Origin of the sequence: Cellulophaga omnivescoria, assembly GCF_001999725.1 — a bacterium.
GTDB classification, from domain to species: Bacteria; Bacteroidota; Bacteroidia; order Flavobacteriales; family Flavobacteriaceae; genus Cellulophaga; species Cellulophaga omnivescoria.
Window position 1 is genome coordinate 168,981 of record NZ_MDDP01000010.1, and the last position, 18,930, is coordinate 187,910.

Annotated in this window: 16 protein-coding genes and 1 pseudogene; 6 read left to right on the forward strand and 11 right to left on the reverse strand. The window is 32.8% G+C overall.

Annotation, left to right across the window (positions count from 1 at the left end; translation table 11 throughout):
• Positions 1-29 precede the first annotated feature (29 nt).
• Complete coding sequence (locus tag BFJ87_RS05820; protein ID WP_333780847.1) at positions 30-1,088, forward strand: DUF3078 domain-containing protein; 1,059 nt, start codon at positions 30-32, stop codon at positions 1,086-1,088.
• Here the strand turns inward: BFJ87_RS05820 and BFJ87_RS05825 are convergent.
• A complete protein-coding gene (locus tag BFJ87_RS05825) occupies positions 1,085-2,428 on the reverse strand; it encodes a deoxyguanosinetriphosphate triphosphohydrolase (RefSeq protein ID WP_077401276.1) in 1,344 nt (447 codons plus the stop codon). The two genes, BFJ87_RS05820 and BFJ87_RS05825, sit on opposite strands and share 4 nt — an antisense overlap.
• A gap of 223 nt (positions 2,429-2,651) precedes the next feature.
• On the opposite strand from BFJ87_RS05825, the gene BFJ87_RS05830 reads away from it, so the two are divergent.
• Together BFJ87_RS05830 and BFJ87_RS05835 are read left to right on the forward strand one after the other, a co-directional pair.
• Positions 2,652-3,857, forward strand: a complete 1,206-nt coding sequence (locus tag BFJ87_RS05830) for a porin (RefSeq protein WP_077401279.1) — start codon at positions 2,652-2,654, stop codon at positions 3,855-3,857.
• 76 nt (positions 3,858-3,933) lie between these two features.
• Complete coding sequence (locus BFJ87_RS05835; protein WP_077401282.1) at positions 3,934-6,225, forward strand: inorganic phosphate transporter; 2,292 nt, start codon at positions 3,934-3,936, stop codon at positions 6,223-6,225.
• A 79-nt stretch (positions 6,226-6,304) separates the two neighbouring features.
• Here the strand turns inward: BFJ87_RS05835 and BFJ87_RS05840 are convergent, their stop codons facing one another.
• Positions 6,305-6,649 carry a hypothetical protein gene (locus BFJ87_RS05840; RefSeq protein ID WP_077401285.1) on the reverse strand — a complete coding sequence of 115 codons (345 nt, stop codon included), beginning with the start codon at positions 6,647-6,649 and terminating at the stop codon, positions 6,305-6,307.
• A 91-nt stretch (positions 6,650-6,740) separates the two neighbouring features.
• Here BFJ87_RS05840 and BFJ87_RS05845 point away from each other — a divergent pair, with 91 nt between their 5' ends.
• Positions 6,741-7,454: a DUF6503 family protein gene (locus BFJ87_RS05845; RefSeq protein WP_077401287.1), complete on the forward strand. Its 714-nt coding sequence runs from the start codon at positions 6,741-6,743 to the stop codon at positions 7,452-7,454.
• Between the two features lie 71 nt (positions 7,455-7,525).
• On the opposite strand, the pseudogene BFJ87_RS05850 reads toward BFJ87_RS05845, so the two are convergent.
• Positions 7,526-9,982: pseudogene (locus BFJ87_RS05850) on the reverse strand (zinc-dependent metalloprotease).
• 165 nt (positions 9,983-10,147) lie between these two features.
• Here BFJ87_RS05850 and BFJ87_RS05855 point away from each other — a divergent pair.
• Entirely contained in the window at positions 10,148-11,182 is a 1,035-nt protein-coding gene (locus tag BFJ87_RS05855; protein ID WP_077401290.1) for a YiiG family protein, read from the forward strand.
• A 4-nt stretch (positions 11,183-11,186) separates the two neighbouring features.
• On the opposite strand, the gene nadD is transcribed toward BFJ87_RS05855, so the two are convergent.
• From nadD to BFJ87_RS05885, 6 genes are all read right to left on the reverse strand, one after another.
• Positions 11,187-11,774 carry a nicotinate (nicotinamide) nucleotide adenylyltransferase gene (nadD, locus tag BFJ87_RS05860; protein WP_077401292.1) on the reverse strand — a complete coding sequence of 196 codons (588 nt, stop codon included), beginning with the start codon at positions 11,772-11,774 and terminating at the stop codon, positions 11,187-11,189.
• Position 11,775: 1 nt separating this feature from the next.
• Positions 11,776-12,369, reverse strand: a complete 594-nt coding sequence (gene gmk / locus BFJ87_RS05865; protein ID WP_077401295.1) for a guanylate kinase — start codon at positions 12,367-12,369, stop codon at positions 11,776-11,778.
• Positions 12,369-13,226 carry a YicC/YloC family endoribonuclease gene (locus BFJ87_RS05870; protein WP_077401298.1) on the reverse strand — a complete coding sequence of 286 codons (858 nt, stop codon included), beginning with the start codon at positions 13,224-13,226 and terminating at the stop codon, positions 12,369-12,371. The genes gmk and BFJ87_RS05870 overlap by 1 nt, the downstream gene beginning before the upstream one ends.
• Positions 13,227-13,374: 148 nt before the next feature.
• The gene (locus BFJ87_RS05875) at positions 13,375-14,184 is read right to left on the reverse strand and encodes a 3-keto-disaccharide hydrolase (protein ID WP_077401301.1); all 810 of its coding nucleotides are present in this window, start codon (positions 14,182-14,184) and stop codon (positions 13,375-13,377) included.
• Positions 14,185-14,186: 2 nt separating this feature from the next.
• A complete protein-coding gene (locus tag BFJ87_RS05880) occupies positions 14,187-14,945 on the reverse strand; it encodes a 3-keto-disaccharide hydrolase (protein ID WP_077402224.1) in 759 nt (252 codons plus the stop codon).
• 28 nt (positions 14,946-14,973) lie between these two features.
• Entirely contained in the window at positions 14,974-16,026 is a 1,053-nt protein-coding gene (locus BFJ87_RS05885) for a sugar phosphate isomerase/epimerase family protein (RefSeq protein WP_077401304.1), read from the reverse strand.
• Positions 16,027-16,217: 191 nt separating this feature from the next.
• Between BFJ87_RS05885 and BFJ87_RS05890 the strand changes: the two genes are divergently transcribed.
• Positions 16,218-16,679: an ASCH domain-containing protein gene (locus BFJ87_RS05890; protein ID WP_077401307.1), complete on the forward strand. Its 462-nt coding sequence runs from the start codon at positions 16,218-16,220 to the stop codon at positions 16,677-16,679.
• Positions 16,680-16,751: 72 nt separating this feature from the next.
• Here BFJ87_RS05890 and BFJ87_RS05895 read toward each other — a convergent pair whose 3' ends face one another.
• Both BFJ87_RS05895 and BFJ87_RS05900 read right to left on the reverse strand, forming a co-directional pair.
• A complete protein-coding gene (locus BFJ87_RS05895) occupies positions 16,752-17,888 on the reverse strand; it encodes a Gfo/Idh/MocA family protein (protein ID WP_077401310.1) in 1,137 nt (378 codons plus the stop codon).
• Positions 17,889-17,908: 20 nt separating this feature from the next.
• Positions 17,909-18,895 carry a sugar phosphate isomerase/epimerase family protein gene (locus BFJ87_RS05900; protein ID WP_077401313.1) on the reverse strand — a complete coding sequence of 329 codons (987 nt, stop codon included), beginning with the start codon at positions 18,893-18,895 and terminating at the stop codon, positions 17,909-17,911.
• Positions 18,896-18,930: the final 35 nt, after the last annotated feature.

The following is an 18,930-nucleotide window of genomic DNA, read 5'->3' on the forward strand; positions in this document are numbered from 1 at the left end:
CAGTTGTAATTTTGATTTTAACTTTTTGTGTGGCGAACTTAAACGCTCAAATTTCTAATCCAGTAGAGGTAGACACCGTTAAGGTAGACACTACCATAGTAGGTACAATTGTTGTACGTAAAAATCAAGAAAAAATAAAAAACATACCTAGAGGTGTAAAGTTGGCTAACCCAAGAATTAGGTATGAAGCTAATCCGCGTAAAGAAAATTTTGGCTGGTTTAAAGTTCCCTCTTTTTGGGATAAAACAAACCATTTTGGAATTGCTATTAACGAGGTTGCTTTTGTAAACTGGAAAGCTGGTGGAAATAACTCTGTGTCTGCCATTGGTGATGTAAAATTTGTTCGTAATTACAAGTTTAGATACGTGCAATGGAACAATAGTTTGGATTTAAGATTTGGACTTAGTGCTATAGAAGGAGAGAAGTTAAGAAAGGCAGATGATGCAATTCGTTTTAGCTCTACTTTTGCCTATAGGAGAGATACAATTAGTAATTGGTATTATTCTGTTAAGGCAAATTTTAACTCGCAATTTGCAGATGGTTATAAATACCCTAATACAGAAAATATAATTTCTACATTTATGGCACCAGGTTATGTATTTATAGGTGCTGGTACGTCCTATATTCCAGAGGGTAAAAAGTTTAATTTATACATATCTCCTATTACCCAAAAAGCAACATTTGTATTAGATCAAGATTTAGCAAATGCTGGTGCTTTTGGTGTGCAAAAGGCAGAGCGAGATGCAGACGGTAATATTACTAAAAAGGGTGAGCGTACTTTAATGGAGTTTGGTTTTTTGGTAACCAATACTTGGAAAACAAATGTGGCTAAAAATATGACTTTAGCCCATGATTTAACACTTTATACAGATTACCTAAATAGTTTTGGTAATGTAGACGTAGATTGGGAATTACGTTTAGATATGAAAGTAAACCAGTACGTAAAAGCCAATATTGGTACCAATCTTTTATATGATGATGATGTGGTTTTTGATGAGGTAGTAACAGATGGTGTAGTTACCACACCTGGTAGACCTAAAATACAATTTAAGCAGCTACTTGGTGTGGGGTTATCTTATGATTTTTAAAGTTGTTTGCCCATAATTTTGTTGTGTATATGTACAGCCCCGCTGTCTGATAAACTTGCAACATAGCAACAAGTATTTAAAAGTAAACTGTATAATGGTGCATCTGTATTTTGGTAATGTTCTGGTAATGTTTGTAAAACAATACTATCATAATTAGAAGCAGTACCTTCTGCTGTTTTTACTAAAGCATTTGTGTATACATCTAAAATATCTGATATAATTTTATAGCCAGCTATTTCTTTTTCAATTACCTCTTGTGATTTGTAAACCTTAGATACACTTAAAGATATTATGTCTTTTATTTGGGCAATGTAATTGCTTTTGTCTAACAAAGACACGTCAAAGGAGCCTTCTAAAATTGCTTCTTCATTTTCCAAAAATATTGTAGCGGCATCTGTAATTAAAGTGTTTATAGCTAAAGCTCTTAGGTAACTAAGGCGGTCTTGCATAAACACCATTTGGTTATATTTTTTTGTATTAATCTTGTCTTTAACTAGCTTAATTAAATATTCTAAAGCGTAATCTTCAGATATTAAACCAAGGTTTATTCCGTCTTCAAAATCTATAATTGTGTAGCAAATATCATCTGCTGCTTCAACCAAATAAGTTAACGGGTGTCTAGAGAAAGAAATGTCTTTACCATCTCTGGTTTGCAATAAGCCAAGTTCTTTTGCTACCTCGCTAAAAAAATCCTTTTCTGTCTGAAAAAAACCAAATTTTTTATCGGCAATATGCTTTGTTGGTTTTTTAGGTAAAGATTCTTTAGGGTATTTCATAAAGGTACCTAAGGTAGCATAGCTTAATCTTAAACCGCCTTCTACACCTGTTCTAGATTCTGTTAGTAATTTAAAACCGTTAGCATTACCCTCAAAATCTATAATATCTTGGTATTCTTTAGGCGTAAGTTTGTCTTTATACTTTTGTCCGTTTCCTGTTTTAAAATATTCGCCAATTGCTTTTTCTCCACTATGACCAAAAGGTGGGTTTCCTATGTCATGCGCTAAGGATGCCACAGCTACAATAGCGCCAAAATCGTTATAATGGTAGCCATGCACTTCTTTTAGGTGTGGGTGTTTTTCTAATATTTTTTTTCCCACAATGCGTCCTAAACTACGGCCAACTACAGACACTTCTAAACTGTGCGTAAGCCTAGTGTGTATAAAGTCTGTTTTAGAAAGTGGTATAACTTGGGTTTTATCTTGTAAACTTCTAAATGCAGACGAAAATATTACACGGTCATAGTCAACTTCAAAACCTAATCTGGTTTCATCTTGTTCTTTACGTAGTCTTTTATTAGTGTCTCCAAAGCGCTTTAAAGATAGTAATTGCTCCCAATTCATAGTACATAATTTAAAAGTTGCAAGATACTTAAATAGCTTTTTAAATAAAGTAGAATAAACTTAAAAAGTATATTTCTGCGCTTCACAAATTATGGTTGTATGGGTTATCTGTAATAACACCTTTGTCTTTAAGTTAGTTTACCTAAATTTGCATCTAGTTAATATTTTAGATACAATTAATTAACATTTGTAAAAGGATCATTGCAGGTGGAAAATAGCATTTATGTGTTTTAGAATTTTTACAGTATTGTTTTTTGTGGTAGGTATAAATACGCTTGAAGCTCAAGAAATTAACGTGCCCCAATTTGGTAAAGGTATACTAAACCTTGTAGGCCAGGATAGTACTTGGACTATGAAGGCATCTGCTCGTATGCAATTTTTAGGAATTGGACAATGGGGCGAAAATGAACAAGGAAACTTGGCTTCTGTAGGGTCTAACTTTTTAGTGCGTAGGGCCAGATTAAAGTTTAATGGTTTTGCGTATTCTCCAAAATTCAAATACAAAGTAGAGCTTGGTCTGTCTAACAGAGACATATCTGGTGGATCTGAGTTTACTCATGATACTCCCCGTTATATTTTAGATGCGTTTATAATGTGGAATTTTTATAAGGATTTTGAATTATGGATAGGGCAAACCAAACTACCAGGAAATATAGAACGTATAGTTTCTTCTGGAAATATGCAAATGGTAGATAGGTCTTTGTTAAACAGCAGATTTACTCTAGATAGAGATATGGGTATTCAATTAAGACATAAATTTAATATTTCAGAAGATTTTATTGTAAAGGAAGCTTTAGCAATTTCTCAAGGAGAAGGTAGAAATGTAACTAAAGGTAATTTAGGAGGATATCAATATACAGCAAGAGTAGATTTTTTACCCTTTGGAAATTTTACAGGCAACACTCAGTTTACAGGTGGTGATTTAAAAAGAGAAAGGCACCCTAAGTTAATGATTGGCGCAGCTTATGATTATAACAATAATGCTGTAAAAACAAGAAGTAACCAAGGGGATTATATGTTTACTGATACTGGATTTTACACTACAGATATAAAAACGTTTTTTGTAAGTACAATGTTCAAGTATAATGGTTTTTCATTTATGGGGGAATATGCAGACAGAAATGCAGCAGATGCTATTGCAAAAAATGATGATGGTACGCTAACTGGTGATATAGTGCAAGTAGGTAACGGACTAAACTTAATGTTAGGTTACTTATTTAAAAATAATTGGGAATTATCTGGTAGGTATACCGCTGTAAATTTAGATAAAGAAATAACAGGCAGAAACAAGGAGTTGCAATACACTTTAGGAGTATCTAAATATATTGTTGGACATAAATTAAAGGTGCAAGCAGATGCTACTTATTTAAACGAAGTTAATGGTCCTGAGGGGCTTATAAGTAGACTGCAATTAGAGGTGCATTTTTAACTAAAAAAAAATAACCTTAACATAACGTTAGACAGTTTAAAACAAAGCATATTTGCAAATTGAATTTTTATAAATTATGGAGAGTAATATTTATTTAATAATGATTATAGCTTTAGCGGTTTTAGCTATTGCAGATCTTGTAGTTGGCGTGAGTAATGATGCTGTCAACTTTTTAAATTCGGCTATAGGATCTAAGGCTATTTCTTTTAAAACTATAATGATTGTTGCCAGTGTAGGTATTGCCTGCGGAGCTATATTTTCTAGTGGAATGATGGAGGTTGCTAGAAAAGGAATTTTTAATCCTAATGAGTTCTATTTTAATGAGATTATGTTCATTTTTATGGCTGTTATGATTACAGATATTCTGTTGTTAGACTTTTTTAATACCTTGGGTATGCCTACGTCTACAACGGTTTCTATAGTTTTTGAGCTTTTAGGTGCTGCTGTAGCAATGGCCTTAATTAAAATATTGCAAGCTGGTGGTAGTGCATCAGACGTGGTTAATTACATTAACACCTCTAAGGCAACAGAAATTATTATAGGTATTCTCCTCTCCGTTGTTATTGCTTTCTCAATTGGTGCAATTGTACAGTGGTTTTCTCGTTTGCTTTTATCTTATGATTTTGATAAAAAAGCAAAATGGGTAGGAGCTGTTTTTGGAGGTATTGGTTTATCTGCCATTACGTACTTCATTTTTATGAAAGGTATTAAAGGTACTGCATTTGCTAGCGAAAGTTTTGAACTTATTGGAAATATGACTATTAAAGACTTTTTAGAAGTTAAATGGTTTCCTATAGTATTAGCAAACTTTGTAGTATGGTTTATTTTATCATACATATTAACTGCTTTTGCTAAGCTTAATATTTATAAAATAATTATTGGTGTTGGTACCTTTGCTCTGGCATTGGCGTTTGCTGGTAATGATTTGGTTAACTTTATAGGTGTACCAATTGCAGCATACCAATCTTACACAGAGTGGTCTGCATCTGGTGTAGATGCTTCTGCTTTTAGTATGTCAATTTTATCAGAAAAAGTACCAACTCCTACATTGTTGTTATTTATTTCTGGTATGATTATGGTTGCAACTCTTTGGTTTTCTAAAAAAGCACGCTATGTTGCAGAAACAGAAATTAACTTGTCTAGAGAAGGTGAAGGTAAAGAGCGTTTTGAGCCAAACTTTTTATCTAGGGGTATTGTTAGAATAGGAATGGCAATATCTACATATACGTCAGCAGTAATGCCAAAATCTATTTCAGATAAGGTGGAGGCCAGATTTGTTAAACCAAAAATAGCTTTAGCTAAAGATAAGACGTATGAAATGCCTGCTTTTGATATGGTAAGGGCAGCTGTTAACTTGGTGGTAGCGGGTATTTTAATATCGGTAGCTACATCGTTTAAATTGCCATTGTCTACAACCTATGTTACATTTATGGTGGCAATGGGTACTTCTTTAGCAGATAGAGCTTGGGGCGCAGAAAGTGCAGTATATAGAGTTGCTGGTGTGCTAAATGTAATTGGTGGTTGGTTTGGTACTGCAATTATAGCATTTACGGCTGCTGGTATTATCCTTACGCTTATTAATTTTGGTACTGGTGCTGCTATAGCAATTTTACTGTTTGTTGCTATTTTACTTTTGGCTAGAAACTATATTTCTTACAATAAAAAATCTAAAGAAATTAAAGCAGAAGATAGTCTTAGAAGAGCAGAAAGTAGCTCTATACAAGGTGTTATTGTGGAAAGTGCAAAAAACACTGCTAATGTTGTAAAAAGAACAAATAAAATTTACACTAATGCAATTGATGGCTTAGCTAAACAAAACTTAGATATATTAAAAAAGAATAAAAAAGGTGTTGTTAAATTAGGTGATGAGGTTGATGATTTAAGAGATCATATCTTTTATTTTATTAAAAACTTAGATGATGCTAGTGTGGGTGCAAGTAATTTTTATATCAATATTTTAGGATCATTACAAGATATGACACAGTCATTAGAGTATATTACTAAAATATCGTATAAGCATATAAACAACAATCATAAAAAATTAAAATACAACCAAATAAAGGAACTTAAAGAAATAGATTACAAGCTAGAGCATATATTAAATGAAACTCAAGTTGTATTTGAAACACGTTCTTTTGATAGGATTGCGCAAATTTTAGAAGAAAAAGAAGAATTATTTACTTTGTTGTCTCAGAAAATTCAAAAACAAGTAGAGCGTACTAGAACTGAGGAGTCTAGTCCTAAAAATACAACGTTGTATTTCTCATTGTTGTTAGAAACTAAGGATTTGATGACGGCTACAATGACAATGCTAGAGCTATATTACAATGAACATGATAGCAGTGTGCCACCTGCAACAATATCATAAGTAATAAGTGTATAAAACAAAAAAGCCCAACAAATTATTGTTGGGCTTTTTTGTTTTTCAGTACTTCTAATTTATATTTCTATAATCTAATAATTTTTAGGCTATAATTGTAAGTAGTGTCTATTTTAATGTTTCTGGCGTTAAACCTCCCCTTAGGTTTGTGTATGGGCATTGTAGATGTAAATGTTTCTTTTTGCTTAAAAGGGACGGTATTCTTAAAATCAATTTGTTTGTATTTTAACAAATTGTTCTCCTTAAATTTAGAGAAAGTGTCAGAGTTGTTTTTCCTGTAAAGACTAATAAAACTTTTGTTTATAGATTTGCTGTTTAGTGTGGAATCTATTTTAAATCTATTTTTCTGCTGTGCTACTGTGCTAGTTGTAATTATGCCTAAAACAGCTATAAGAAGTGAGATTTTTTTCATTGAGTATTTTTCTTACAAATTATGCATTTTTAATTAAACTTAAAATACTTTTTATACTTTAGAGGCTCTGTTACTGTAAAAAAACACTTTTATGAATATCAAATTATTAATTTATACCTTCTGTATACTGTCATTAGCAAATTTAAAAGCTCAAGAAACTGATGCTTTGGAGTTTTTAGATGAGGTTATTGCACATCATGATCCCAATAATAATTGGGCTACTTTTAATGGAGATTTGATTGTTACTATGAGTACGCCAAATAAAAAAGATAGGATAACGGATATTCATATAAATATTCCTAAGAGCACTTTCGTATTGTCTAATGTTGTAGAAGGTAAAAAACACACCACTAAAATTGTAAATGATAGTGTTCATTTTTTTGTTGATGACAGACAAATTGTAAATAATGTAGAGCAAAAAAAGTTTAAGTTTACCACTAAACGAGCGCTTTTTATGAGGAACTATTATACTTATTTATACGGTTTGCCAATGAAACTTAAAGATAAAGGTACCATAGTAGACCCTAAGCTTTATTCTAAAAAAATTAATAAAAAGTGGTATAAGGTTATTAAGGTAACTTATGATAAAGAAGTGGGTAAAGATACGTGGTATTTTTATTTTAATCCTAAGTCTTTAGATATGGAGATGTATCAGTTTTTTCATGACGAGTCTAAAAATGATGGAGAATACATTTTATTGTCTAATATAGAAATTATAAATGGTGTGCGTATGCCAGCAGTTAGAGCTTGGTATACCAATAAAGATAATAAACTTCTAGGTACGGATGTGCTAACTAAAAAGTAGCATTTAAGAATATAAATATAAAAGGGTAATCTTTACAGATTACCCTTTTATATTTATGATATTTTTATTGACTATTTTGGTTCTAAAGCTTGCTCTATTTTAGCAATAGCGTCTTCATAATGGTAGCGTGTAACAGTATTAATGCTTCCGTTTTTTGCTACTTTTAATTTAGAGCGTAAGGTTTTTAATTCCCCTCTAACTAATGCGCTTATATCAGATGTGGTTATATTAAAATCAGATCTGCTGCTATTTTGCGCATTTAATAAAGTTTCCATACGTTCTAAATACGTGCGCTGTAAATTTCTACGATAAATATCTGCGCTTTTACCTACGTAGGCTTCTTTCCATATGCCTTTACGTAAGTCAGACAACATTTCTAAAGCACTGTAAAATGTTTTGTTGGTGGTTTCTGCATCTAAAAGTCTACCTATGCGGTCTGCGCTTAAAACACTATTTAAATGTCTTGCTTGTACCTTTCGCAGGTTTTCTGGGTATCCGGCATAATCTATGTTTTGTAATATCGCGTTATCTACTAGCCATGACTGTGTGCTAAACACATTGTCTTGCAGTCATTTCATAGATTCTTTTTGTTTTGTTTTGCTTAAAGCTGTATAAACAGTTCCGTTTTGTTTTGGTGTTTTTAAGTTTTCAAAAACACCACCAATGTTTGTAACTACGTGCCCTACGTATCTGCTATACACGCCTAATAATTCTCCGTATAATTCCTCTAAATCATCGTAATTATTTGTTTGGTCAGATGTCCAATTGCTAAGGTTTTTTGCTACATATTTAAGATTTTTTATTCCGTATGTGCTTGCTTTAACCGGATCGTCTCCTAATCCTTCAGTTTGTGATTGCGGATCAAAACGGCTAGACTGTCTTCCAAATTTATAAATAGGGTTGTCTGCTTTTTCTAAAATCCATTTGTTTAATGTAGTTACTTCTGCCTCAGGAGAATCGGCTTCTAAATATCGGTAGCCCCAGTTAGTTACATAATGGTCATACGGCCCCATTTGTCTTATAAATCTAATGTTTTTATCACCAGGTTGAGCTATGTAGTTGTAGCGGGCGTAGTCCATAATACTAGCTGCAATACCATTTTTTTGAGTAAATTCTCCGTTGCGTAAAGAGTCTACAGGATATGCGTAACTAGCAGCCATATTGTGAGGGTAACCTAATGCGTGACCAACCTCATGTGCTATTACCATACGCATCATATCACCAATTTCTTTTGGGTTTGTGTTTAGTGTTCTTGCATTAGGGTTAGCAGCACCAGTTTCTAATAAATATCTATTTCGGTAGCTACGTAAATGGTTGTGGTACCAAATAATATCACTCTCAATAATTTCACCGCTTCTTGGGTCAGATACACTTGGGCCAACTGCATTTCTTGTTGTACTAGCAACATAGCGTATCATAGAGTATCTAATGTCTTCTGGACTAAACTCAGGGTCTTCTTCTGGTGTTGGAGCATCACGTGCAATTATTGCATTTTTAAAACCAGCAGTTTCAAATGGTTTCTTCCAATCCTCAATACCTTGTTTAATGTATTCTTTTAAATTTTCTGGTGTGCCAGGATCTAAATAGTAAACTATTGGTTTTACCGGCTCTACTAGTTCTCCTCTTGCATATGCTTCTGGGTCTTTAGGTTCTAACCTCCAGCGTCTAATATAAGTTTTTTCATCAGCCTTTAATTCATCACTGCCAAAGTCATATTGGCTAACAGTAAAAAAGCCAACTCTGGGATCAAAAATACGTGGTTGCATTGGTTCCTCTGGTAACAAAATCATAGACTGATTTATCTGTAAGCTAATAGATTCTGTTGCTCTAAGTGTAGATGGTTCTGAGGCGTTAAATGTAAAGTCTTGTTTTACTTCTATGTTTTCAGGAAAACTTTTAACACTGTTTATAAAGCTACGTTGCGGGTCTAGTCTTTTTACTTTGTAGGTTTTTCTTAATCTACTAGATAACCCACTTATTGCAGGTACATCTGTGCTAAATAACGATGTAACATCTATTACCACACTTGTAGAGTCTGTACTAAAAGCTTCAATATCAAAAGCAAATAATGTAGGCTCATAGTTGTTAACTTTAACAGATGCGCTAATAGCTTTGCTACTATCTGCTACGTTGTCATAAGATTTACCTTTAAGCAAAACTTTATCCTGAAAACGTACCCAGTGTACTAATTGCTCATTGGTTTTAGACCCGGCGTTCATATAACCTCCACCCAGTCCTGTAGGTATTTTAGATATTCTAGTAACCCACAGCATATCTTTGCCAAGCTTGCTAAAAGGTATTTCATACAAATACTTTTTATCAACTTTGTGTACCTTAAATAGTCCATTGTCTGTAATGGCATCGTTGGTTACAACTTGGTTGTAATTTTTAATGTCTCCTTTTTTTGATTTTTGAGTAGGAGCTGTTTGTTCGGTTTTGCCTTTTTTAGATTTTTTCTTTTTTTGGGCAGTTGTGTTAGTAGCACAAAATAATGATGCTGCTAAGCAAAATAAGAGTATTTTTTTCATTAGTGGTTTGTTAGGTTCACAATATAATAAATGTATAAAAGTATGTTTGTTAGCAAAAAGTTAATATAATAATAGATTGTTCATAACAATTATAAATAATCACGGTATGCCGTGATAGTTAACATAATAACTTTGTTTATTTTTGCACCACATTAAAAATAAGAAATGAAAAACTACCTTGTACATACCTGTTTAATTGCTTTTGTATTTGTAAGCTGCAAAAACGTAAAGCAAGAAAAGGATGACAAGGATGATAGTGATAAGCAAACTGTTACTAGTTCATTAGAGCCTTTTTCTTCAGAAGAACAAAAACTTGTAGTTACTACTATAGAAGATTCTTATAATTCTACCGAGTTTGTTATAAAGTATAACAATTACATAGAATTTTTTAATACCTATGATGATAAAGTTCGTAAGTCTTATGCTAACTATTTAAGTTGGGTAAACCAAAAAGAAATTAACGGAACAACAAACTTAAAAAGTAAAATTGGTTTGCCTTTAGAAGAATTAAACATTTTAAAGTCTACCATTGTTCACAGGCCTGCCATTAAAAAAGTAGATGCTAACATGCTTTTAGTGTATAAAACAGCAGAAATTTTATACAATACAATAGTAGAGGTAGATGCTTATTATAAAAAGGGAATTGTGGTGCCTGTTAATGAAAATAAGACTAAAAAATTACATATTAAATTACTAGAGGCTTACCGTAACTACTTTTCTACTTTTGATGATATGTCTATAGTTTTTTATAGATTACAAGATGATGTAGAAAAATACAAAAAAGAAAAGTACAAGGAGCAAGAACTTGTTGTACAATACAATTTGTTTAGTGCTATAAACGCAGCAGAAGCTATTTTAAATGAAATAGGTGGTAGAGATGTAGATGGACTTTTAACTTTAGATTTTACGGTAATTAATCAAAAAATAAAAGAGCTTAGAGCCGCATATGTGGCTTTAGAGGGGTTAAAGGAGAATCAAGATTTAATAGTAAAAGAGTTTGGTAAGCCTATGCCAGTTGTTACTAATTTTACCAACCATTTAGGTAATATTTTAATGGGTTTAACTAGCTTAAAATTACGAATAGCTAATAATGATTTTGATTACGGTAAAGATCATCCAAACATTGCTGCAGATGGCTCTCCTTTAAAATTAGAACTAGAATTTATTGCTATGGTAAATGAATACAGAAGTATAAATTAAAAACTTACCTATAAAAATTCATTTCATCCATATATTTAAATACCGCAGCAGGAAGTAATGGTGTAATGTTTTTTCCTAATTTATGATTTTTTCTAATAAAGGTAGATGAGATTTCCATTATAGGAGCATCGGTTACCATTTTTATTTTAGGGTTGTTTTTAAATTGATGATCTACTATACCTGTGGAAACCCTTGGATACACATAAATATCGTGGTTTTCTAAAATTACTTCATAGTTTTTCCATTTATGAAGACTCTTTAAATTGTCTTCTCCCATAATTAATGAAAAATTATACCCACTAGGGTACTTCTCTAATAAATGAACTAAAGTGTGTACCGTGTAATTTGGTTGTGGTAAATTAAACTCTATGTTAGATGGTTTTAGTTTAGGGTACTCTTCAGTAGCCTCTAAAACCATTTGGTATCTATGATGGTTGCTTAATAAAGATTGTTTTGTTTTAAATGGGCTTTGAGGTGTAATTACAAACCAAACTTCATCTAAATCTGTAAATTCTACCAAGTGGTTTGCAATAACTAAATGTCCTAAGTGTATGGGGTTAAAAGTTCCAAAATACAACCCTACTTTTTTCATACTATTCTTTTTTTTCGGGAGTTGGTTTACTAATAAAATCTTCAACCAGTTTTTCTGCTTCAGCTAAAGCAGTATCTAAATCATAATTTTTTATAACCGTGTCAAATTGTGGGGCTGTAGCTAGCTCTACAGAGGCTTTTGCAATACGCATATTAATTTTGTCGTCACTCTCTGTACTGCGTTTTTTTAATCTAATTTTTAGTTCATCAATACTAGGTGGTTTAACAAATACAGCAAGCGTTTGTTCTGGAAACTTCTTTTTTATACGTAAGCCTCCAACTACATCAATGTCAAAAATAACGTTTTTACCTTCGGCCCATAAACGCTCTACTTCTGTTTTTAAAGTTCCGTAAAAGTTATCTCGGTATACTTCTTCCCACTCTAAAAAATCATCGTTTTTTATATGATTTTTAAATTCAGATAAAGATAAAAAATAGTAGTGTTCTCCATTTTTTTCTTTTCCTCTTTTTGGTCTAGATGTAGCAGAAACAGAAAAAGCTAGGTTTAAATGTTCTTTGGCCAATAAATGCCTAACTATAGTTGTTTTGCCACTACCAGATGGTGCTGAAAATATGATAAGTTTGCCGCCTTTCATTATAAAACATTTAGCATTTGTTCTTTAATTTTTTCAAGCTCATCTTTCATCTGCACAACTAATTGTTGCATAGGAGCGTAATTAGCTTTAGAGCCTATGGTGTTAATTTCTCTCCCAATTTCTTGAGAAATAAACCCAAGTTTTTTTCCGTTAGAATCTGAAGAGTTAATGGTTGTAGTAAAGTATGTTAAGTGGTTTGCTAAACGAACTTTTTCTTCTGTAATATCATATTTCTCTAAATAGTAAATAAGTTCTTGTTCAAACCTGTTTTTGTCTACTTCGGTTTTTAGATCAGACACAGCTTTTGCTAAACGCTCACGCAGCGCAGTTTGCCTATCTGGGTCTATAGCAATTACTTGTTGTAGCAAGTTTTCTAAAGAAGAAATTCGGTCTTTAAAATCTTGCTCTAAAACAGCACCTTCTTCAGTTCTAAACACGTTAATTTCTTTTAAAGCTTCTGCTAATGTATTTTGTATTGCTTTATATTCATCAGCGTCAATTTCTTCACGCTCTGTTTTCATAGCATCTGGCAAACGTAAAGCCATTTCTAAAAGCTTAACATCATCTCCTTCTGCTATGCTTTTTAATTGTTGCATATATTGTTTAACCACCACTTCATTTATTTGCGAAGATGTGTCTGCACCTGTGCTTTCAATATAAAGATTAAAGTCTATTTTACCCCTTTGTAAACCGTTAGCAATAGTTTTGCGTAACTCCAATTCTTTTTCTCTGTATGCAGATGGCATACGTGCATTTAGGTCTAAACTTTTGCTGTTTAAAGACTTAATTTCAATGGTAATTTTTTTTGATGGAAGTTGCACTACGTGTTTTCCAAATCCGGTCATGGACTGAATCATATATTGTAAATTTTATGCAAATATAAATAAACTATACTAGTTGAGACTAAGAGCTTATCTTATTAACTCTATTTCACTATTTTAAAAAAAACATAAAAAAAATCTGCTTATTTAGAATAAACAGATTTTTATATTAAGTGTAGGGTACTTACAGTTCTCTTACCCAAATATTTCTATAGCTAACTCTACTATTGTCCCCGTGATCTTGCAATCTTAAAGGGGCTTTGCCGTGAGCTTCGTTTTTAGGCCATCCAATATAAGGTGTTGTACCTTTAATTTCTACGTGGTCTAAAACTAGAATTCCATTATGTAAAAGTGTTAGTGTTCCAGATTTTATTTTTTTACCAGCTTTATTAAATTCTGGTGCGTGGTACACAGCGTCATAAGTGTTCCATTCTCCTGTTGGTACAGAGGCTTTAGCAAGTGGGATATGTTGTTTGTATACAGAGCCTACTTGTCCGTTTACATAAGTATCATTGTTATTATTATCTAATATTTGAATCTCATATCTGTCTTGAAAAAAAACACCACTGTTTCCTCGGTTTTGGCCGTCTCTTAAAATTTCTTTTGGAGACATCCATTCTAGGTGCAATTGTATACTTCCAAATTCTTTTTTGGTTTTAATATCTCCAGATTTATCTTTAACGGTAAAAAAACCATCTTCTTGGTTTATATCCCACGGGGCTGTTTTACCATCTATGCTTAACCATTGGTCTAAGTTATTACCGTTAAATAATACAATAGCATCACTAGGAGCGGCATTATTTTTTGCAGGTGTAACTGTTGGCGGTACTGGTTTGTATAATTCTGTTTCTTCAGGTTTTGTAGGTTCTGTGCCACTGTATTCCTCATAGATTATGTAATTTACTTCAGATTTGGTTTCAGGGGTTTCTACTGTTGCTTTCTCTTGGCAGCTAATAATTAGAAGCCCTAAAATAGACCAGATAATTTTTTTCATGCTTAATTTAATTCTTTAATTTTTATGTTTCTGTATGATACTATATCTCCGTGGTCTTGTAGGCCTATTTTGCCTCTTTTGTATTTTGCAAATCCGTCCCAACCGTTAAATTTTGAGTTTTTAAGCATATTATTCCATTCCTCTCCGCTTAAAGAGAATTCTGCTACGGTAACACCGTTTAGCATAGAACTACCTTTGTTGGTTTTATGATTTATTGTAATAACAGTTGTGTTCCATTCTCCTACTGGCTTTGTTGCGTCTTTGCTAGGGGAAACTAAATCATACAAAGCACCCGCTTGTCGGTCTGTGCCATTTTTAGCATCTGGGTGCTTATTGTTGTCTAATACTTGTACCTCTAAGCCTGTTTCATAAGGTTGTGAATAAGTTCCATCATCCTTAATTCCCCAAAAAATACCACTATTTCCTCCTTCAGATATTTTCCAATCTACAGTCAAAACAAAATTTGTGTACTCCTGTTTTGTTACAATGTTATAGTGTGTGTCCTTTGGTCTGTCTGTTGGAGGGTAAAACACTAAAGCATCACCTTCTATTTTCCAGTTTTCTATAGTATTGTCATTACCGTATAGTTTAAAATTGTCTAGATTACTACCATCAAATAAAACCTTCCATTTATTTTCTTTAGGTTCATCTTTTTTAATGGTGTTTTCTGCAGTAATTTCCTTTTTAGTATTTTGGGAAGCTTTTTCTTTGCAACTAAGGGCTAAAGCAGATAGGCAAATTATTAGTAATGTATTTTTCATAAGTAGTAATTGTTGTTTGTTGTATTTTTTAAATACCAAGCATTTTTTTAAGCATTTCTTTGTCTGTTTCTGCTCCGGCAAAATCATCAAATTTCTTATCAGTAACTTCAATTATATGATCTTTTATAAATTTAGCACCTTCTATTGCACCTTGTTCTGGACTTTTAATACAACATTCCCATTCCATAGTAGCCCAAACATCGCATCCGTATTGCGTTAGTTTAGAGAAAATAGTTTTAAAATCTATTTGTCCGTCTCCTAAAGATCTGTATCTACCTGCTCTGTCTATCCAATCATTATAGCCGCCAAAAGCTCCTTTTTTTCCGGTTGGGTTAAATTCAGAATCTTTTACATGAAAAGATTTTATATATGGGTGATAATGATCTATAAAGGCTATATAATCTAACTGTTGTAGTACAAAATGACTTGGGTCATATAAAATATTAACGCGCTTGTGATTTCCTGTGGCCTCTAAAAAACGCTCAAAAGTATCACCATCATGCAGGTCTTCGCCTGGGTGTAATTCGTAGCATATGTCTACATCTTCTTTGTCAAAATGATCTAATATTGGTAACCATCTTTCTGCAAGTTCTTCAAAACCAAGTTCTACTAACCCAGGAGGTCTCTGTGGCCATGGATGCATTGTGTGCCATAGTAGTGCACCGGAAAAAGTAGCATGTGATTTAATGCCAAGTCTCCTACTGGCAGTACCAGCTTTTTTAACTGTTTCTATAGCCCACTCTGTTCTTGCTTTAGGATTTCCGCGCAAATGTTCTGGAGCAAAACCATCAAACATAACGTCATAAGCTGGGTGTACAGCAACTAATTGTCCTTGTAAATGAGTAGATAGCTCCGCAATTTCTAAACCGTAAGAGTTTACTTTTGCTTTTAGTTGGTCACAATATTCTTGACTTTCTGCTGCTTTATCTAAGTCAATTAAAAAAGTTTCCCAAGTAGGTATTTGTATGCCTTTGTAACCAAGGTTGGCCGCCCATTTACATAAGCCATCTAAGGAGTTAAAAGGAGCTTTACTGTCTACAAATTGTGCTAAAAATACCGATGGGCCTTTTATTGTCTTCATTTTATGTGTTTATATTATGTAATTTAATGCTATATTTAACGTTTAATTTATAAGGTTATAAAGAGGAATAACCCAAGTTATAAATATAATAATTTGTAACCGAATAGGTGGTCTTTTTTATATGAATTGAGAGGTTTTGTGTAACGAACAACATAAAACCTGTATTGAAATAAAAATATAAATCTATATCTGTGGAAAACAATAGATCGGCTAAAAATTTATGGGGAGATTATTTAGATAAGCATTTAGAAGATGCTTTTGTAAAAGACCCTAAAGTGGAACATTTCTGCGATAATGAAAAAGATGCTAATGAGTGTGCTACACTTGTTGAAAAAGGGGTTAAAAAAGCAACTACACATTCTTTATTGGGTTTGCAATTACGTAAAGAGCCTTTACCTAAAATTGGCGATTTTAGAATTGTTACTGATTGGAGCGGACAAGCAAAATGTATTGTACGCACTACAGCTGTTAAATTAAAACCTTTATTTAGTATAGATGAAGCATATGCGCAAAAAGAAGGTGAGGGAGATAAAAGCTTAAAATATTGGAAAACAACACATGTGGACTACTACAAAAGAGAGTTGGCAGAATTTAAGCGTGTACCCACAGATAGTATGATTGTAGTTTGTGAGGAATTTGAAAAAGTTTTTTAAAAAAATCAAAAAAAATACGTACAAAAAACCACACTTAAAAGTGTGGTTTTTGTTTTGTATAAGCTTGGTAAATTAATCTAAATCTACCCAAATATTTCCTTTTTGGTGAGACGTTACACTACTTTGTATAAAGTTTAGTCCGCGCACACCGTCTAACATTGTAGGAAATTCACCGTCATTATATTCTTCTCCTCTTACGGCTCTGGCTACACCTAAATAGATATTTGCCATAGCATCAAAAATACCTTCTGGGTGTCCTGGAGGTAACTTTGTTCCGTCTAAAGATAAATCAGAGTTATAAGCGTGACCAGGTTTGTAAACCTGTAAAGGCTTGTCGTCACTCATAACATATAAGTAATTTGGATTTTCTTGCTCCCACTTTAATCCACCTTTGTTACCATAAATTTTAATGGTAAGTCCGTTTTCTTCACCAGTGGCTATTTGGCTAGCTCTTATTATGCCCTTTGCATTACTGTTAAAGCGTACAAGTGCTGTACCATCAATATCCATTTTATTATCTTCGTACAAATAGTTTAAATCTGATAATAAAGATTTTATTTGCATACCAGTTGTGTACTCTATCATGTTAAACGCATGTACTCCAATATCTCCCATACAACAACTAATTCCAGATTTTTCTGGGTCTAATCGCCAAGTGCTTGTTCTTTTATCTTTTTCATGTATTATAGGGTTTATCCAACCTTGGTAGTATTGTGCATCTACCTTTTGGATGTTTCCTATGGCCCCAGCTTTTATCATTTCACGCATTTGGCGCACCATAGGGTAGCCTGTATAGGTATGTGTAACTGCAAAAATAGTACCTGCTTTTTCTAGTGTAGCCTGTAAAATTTTAGCTTCTTCATAAGTGGTTGTCATTGGTTTTTCACAAATAACATGAAATCCATTCTCTAATAGCTTTTTTGCCATAGGAAAATGTAAAAAGTTAGGTGTAAGTATAGAGCAAACCTGTATTCTTTCTTCGGTTGGTAATTTTAACTCTTCTTCAATTAAGGTGTCAAAGTCTTTATATATTCTGTTTGTAGGAATATCTATTTGCTTTGCAAAGTTTAAACTATCCTGTAAATTAGGGTTAAAAACAGCGCCCGTAATTTGGTAATTATCATTAATAAATGAAGCTACCCTGTGTAAAACACCAATTAAAGAATCTCCGCCGCCGCCTAGTATTCCTAGTCTTATTTTTTTACTCATACAAGTGTTTTTTTAATTTTTTATTTTAAGTTTTTTGCAGCATTAACTAATAAATCTCTTGTTGCAATAATACCTTCTTCTTCACCTTTTTCATCACCTTCATACTCAACACCAATAAACCCTGTGTAACCTGCATCTTTTACTATTTGTAGCATTTTCGCATAGTCAATTTTAGTTTCGTTACCTTCAGCATCAAAATTATAAGACTTTGCGCTAACAGCTTTTGCATAAGGCATTAACTCAGTAACACCTTTGTAGTTGTCATACATTTCTTCACAGCCTTCTTCTGATTTTTTTATGCAAAAGTTTCCAAAATCTGGTAGTGTGCCTACGTTATCCATATTAACTTGGCTCATAACTTCTGATAGTAGTTTGCCATTAGAAGATAAACCACCGTGGTTTTCTACAATAACATTAATGTTATGTTCTTTGGCAAAAGTACCAAGTTGTTTTAATCCGTCTATAGAACTAGTAACCCATTCTTGTTCATTAGTAGAGCCCGATAAATTTACGCGTATGGCGTGACAGCCCATTTCTGCTGCTGCTTTAACCCATTTGTAATGATTTTCTACTGCTTTTTTGCGTTCGGTTTTATCTGCCAATGCAAGGTCTCCTTGACCATCAATCATGATCAATACATTTGTCATTCCGTGTTTTTTTGCAGCTTCGTTAGATTTTGCAATAAATTGCGCCATAGCTTCATCAGAATAGTTTGCTTCTTTAACATCATTATACAGGGCGCTAACATATTCTAAGCCAGTAAAACCAAGGCTTTTAGCTTTTTCTGCAAAATCATAAGGATTGCCACCATCAAAAACTTGTTTGTGTAAAGACCATTGCGCTAATGATAATTTAAAAAATGGTTTTTGCTCTTCGGTGTTGGTTACTGCAACTTCTTCTTTTGCTTCTTCATTTTTTTTAGGAGCATCCTTACAAGATGCAAAACAAAAAACAAGTAAAATTAATGGGTATTTAACACTCTGTTTAACTAGTTTTTTAACTTTCATTTTTTAGATATTTAATTTTTAGGAATTTACATCAA

Coding starts and splice junctions, on each gene's coding strand:
- BFJ87_RS05825 (WP_077401276.1), bottom strand. CDS start 2,428: ATGAATTGGGAGCAATTACTATCTTTAAAGCGCTTTGGAGACACTAAT.
- BFJ87_RS05855 (WP_077401290.1), top strand. CDS start 10,148: ATGAAAAACTACCTTGTACATACCTGTTTAATTGCTTTTGTATTTGTA.
- BFJ87_RS05840 (WP_077401285.1), bottom strand. CDS start 6,649: ATGAAAAAAATCTCACTTCTTATAGCTGTTTTAGGCATAATTACAACT.
- BFJ87_RS05875 (WP_077401301.1), bottom strand. CDS start 14,184: ATGAAAAAAATTATCTGGTCTATTTTAGGGCTTCTAATTATTAGCTGC.
- BFJ87_RS05830 (WP_077401279.1), top strand. CDS start 2,652: ATGTGTTTTAGAATTTTTACAGTATTGTTTTTTGTGGTAGGTATAAAT.
- BFJ87_RS05895 (WP_077401310.1), bottom strand. CDS start 17,888: ATGAGTAAAAAAATAAGACTAGGAATACTAGGCGGCGGCGGAGATTCT.
- BFJ87_RS05900 (WP_077401313.1), bottom strand. CDS start 18,895: ATGAAAGTTAAAAAACTAGTTAAACAGAGTGTTAAATACCCATTAATT.
- gmk (WP_077401295.1), bottom strand. CDS start 12,369: ATGAAAGGCGGCAAACTTATCATATTTTCAGCACCATCTGGTAGTGGC.
- nadD (WP_077401292.1), bottom strand. CDS start 11,774: ATGAAAAAAGTAGGGTTGTATTTTGGAACTTTTAACCCCATACACTTA.
- BFJ87_RS05880 (WP_077402224.1), bottom strand. CDS start 14,945: ATGAAAAATACATTACTAATAATTTGCCTATCTGCTTTAGCCCTTAGT.
- BFJ87_RS05870 (WP_077401298.1), bottom strand. CDS start 13,226: ATGATTCAGTCCATGACCGGATTTGGAAAACACGTAGTGCAACTTCCA.
- BFJ87_RS05835 (WP_077401282.1), top strand. CDS start 3,934: ATGGAGAGTAATATTTATTTAATAATGATTATAGCTTTAGCGGTTTTA.
- BFJ87_RS05885 (WP_077401304.1), bottom strand. CDS start 16,026: ATGAAGACAATAAAAGGCCCATCGGTATTTTTAGCACAATTTGTAGAC.
- BFJ87_RS05845 (WP_077401287.1), top strand. CDS start 6,741: ATGAATATCAAATTATTAATTTATACCTTCTGTATACTGTCATTAGCA.